The 2,102-nt window shown below is 28.9% G+C and carries 3 protein-coding genes; all 3 read left to right on the top strand.

Annotated features, from left to right (window positions below; translation table 11 throughout):
* Nucleotides 1-80 precede the first annotated feature (80 nt).
* The 3 genes from HMPREF9073_RS15840 to HMPREF9073_RS15225 all read left to right on the top strand — a co-directional run bounded on the left by HMPREF9073_RS15840 (nt 81) and on the right by HMPREF9073_RS15225 (nt 2,069).
* Nucleotides 81-641 (top strand): hypothetical protein, encoded by a 561-nt coding sequence (locus tag HMPREF9073_RS15840; RefSeq protein WP_009412353.1) that lies wholly within the window; start codon nt 81-83, stop codon nt 639-641.
* Between the two features lie 97 nt (nt 642-738).
* Nucleotides 739-1,350 (top strand): hypothetical protein, encoded by a 612-nt coding sequence (locus HMPREF9073_RS02265; RefSeq protein WP_009412352.1) that lies wholly within the window; start codon nt 739-741, stop codon nt 1,348-1,350.
* Nucleotides 1,351-1,415: 65 nt separating this feature from the next.
* Nucleotides 1,416-2,069 carry a hypothetical protein gene (locus tag HMPREF9073_RS15225; protein WP_009412351.1) on the top strand — a complete coding sequence of 218 codons (654 nt, stop codon included), beginning with the start codon at nt 1,416-1,418 and terminating at the stop codon, nt 2,067-2,069.
* The last annotated feature ends 33 nt before the right edge of the window (nt 2,070-2,102 follow it).

Here is a 2,102-nt window from a genome sequence, read left to right as displayed (position 1 = left end):
ACGCCCCCTCAAGAAAAACTTTTAGAACAGCCCCCAGCAGAGAGTTGAATACAATTGAAATATAATTAATAAATAAAAAAATGGAAAATTTTAGTTCGTATTTTAAAGAAATTGATAAAAAAACCTCAGAAATACCCGAAAATAATTTACTTTTTTGGGGCAGTTGGTTTTGTGAAAGTTTATATCAAAAATGTAAAAATCATATTCAAGTTTTTTTGACTGATGAAGAGGTTTCATTGATTAATGAAATCATAAGTTATTTGTGGAATCTCGTTGATGAAAAAGAACAAATTGATAGGAGTAAAATTGATTTGTGGAGGCAGCAACTCTATGAGATAGATGAAACATATTATTTTGATGAAACAGATTGTCATCAAAAAGAAATGTTTGAGTTAATAGTTTCTTTAGATGAGATTTTAATCTATTGTCAGTCAGGAGAAAGAGGATTTGAATTTAGAGTTTCTCAATCAATTATAAATGTAATTGATATAATGCTACAAGATGAAGATAAGGATATTTTATCAAAAGAAGGATTTCAAGATGCTTTGGTTCAAAATGAGATTAAAGCCCAATTTGAAATGATATCTTTGCTCAAAGAGAAAAAATTAACAAGTGAATTTAAACATTGGTTACGCAAGTAAAGAGGAAGTAATTAATAAGGCACGAGCTAAAGTCGCTGACTACCTGCAAGCGAGTATGTGACTCGCGCCAGCAAGAGAACGAATAAACATCACTAATATGAAATATTATATCATAAAAAATCGAAAAATGCCTTGGAGTGACTATGGGAATACCCTTTTTGAAGGTAGCCTTTCTGTAATGGATGAAAATTATCAAATTACTGAAGTGCATAAAATAGAGCGTACTGCTCCGTATATTCCTGAAATATACACTACTTTTTCAAGGTATATAGTAGTGCGTGAGGATATAAAAGACTTATTGCTTAACAACGATATCAAGGGTATTGAAAAAGTACACCCTACTGAATTTACTAAATTGGTAGATATAGATTGGCAGCAGTGGGATTTAAATGCCCCTAATCCTAAAGTATACCCTCGAGGAGGAGAACCTATTAACTATATAAAAGGTAGAAAACACAATCCCAAGTTCTTAGACCTTATTTCTCATTCATATTATAGTTTAGGTTTGGCTGAACAAGAAAAAATATTTGAGATAGTATCGGATAAAGATGATTATGAAAATTATACTGATATACGTATCAAAACAGCTGAAGTTAAATACGATTTATTCCAATGTGGTAGTATTATAGCTTCAGAGAAGTTTAAAAACCTTATAGAAACTCATACGGATAATTGTTTGCGCTTTATTCCTTTACAAGAAAGTAAATAGCGCAGTAATGAAAACCAAGCCATTATCTCTGTTCAAAAATATAGATTACATTAATTGTTTATATTATGTCACAAGATATTTTTAACGATTTATTCATTGTAAGAAGTAAATCAATGAGTTTTCAAATCACTGAAAAAGATACTGTTTCAGGTAGTAGAATAGGAGGAAATGAACCTGTTTTCTTTTCTGAGCAACATATTCGTGAATTAAATTTAACAAATCATCTCTATTTTATGACTATAAGTAATGATTTGATAAAAGAAATAGATACAGAATTTTCTGTTTTTATTCCTAAAAAAATAGAAGACACTTTGTATCCCAAACATAATATTTTATGTATTCCACACCCTTTTTCTAACAGAAAAGAAGGAATTTCATCTTTTTCTAATTCAAATATTGTAGGTAGAAAACTTGTCATAGGAAATTTACAAGAAGATATTGAAGAAATTGAAGATGAAGACGAGGAAGAATCTTTTTTTGAAAATGTTTATGGAAATAAAATTGGGGGTAATCCGTCGTTATTACAAGAAGAAGATTATTATTTTTCTAACTTAAAGACTAATAATTTTGATTTTATATTTCAATTTGATGAAAGTTCATATCAAAAAGGACAAGTAAAAGGGAACAAACCTTTTCTTAATGGTATCATTTATTTTTATGGAAAGATAAATAACCATAAAATAAGCAATATCATAGTAGGTTTTTGGCAAAAAGGGTAATATATCAACATTAGTGTTTATCAAAGAAATGTT

Origin of the sequence: Capnocytophaga sp. oral taxon 326 str. F0382 (assembly GCF_000318295.1) — a bacterium.
Classification (GTDB): Bacteria; Bacteroidota; Bacteroidia; order Flavobacteriales; family Flavobacteriaceae; genus Capnocytophaga; species Capnocytophaga periodontitidis.
This window is presented reverse-complemented; position numbering and strand designations above follow the sequence as displayed.

Bases quoted from the DNA above. Each gene is read 5' to 3' on its own strand.
- HMPREF9073_RS15225 (WP_009412351.1), top strand. From the start codon at position 1,416: ATGTCACAAGATATTTTTAACGATTTATTCATTGTAAGAAGTAAATCA.
- HMPREF9073_RS15840 (WP_009412353.1), top strand. From the start codon at position 81: ATGGAAAATTTTAGTTCGTATTTTAAAGAAATTGATAAAAAAACCTCA.
- HMPREF9073_RS02265 (WP_009412352.1), top strand. From the start codon at position 739: ATGAAATATTATATCATAAAAAATCGAAAAATGCCTTGGAGTGACTAT.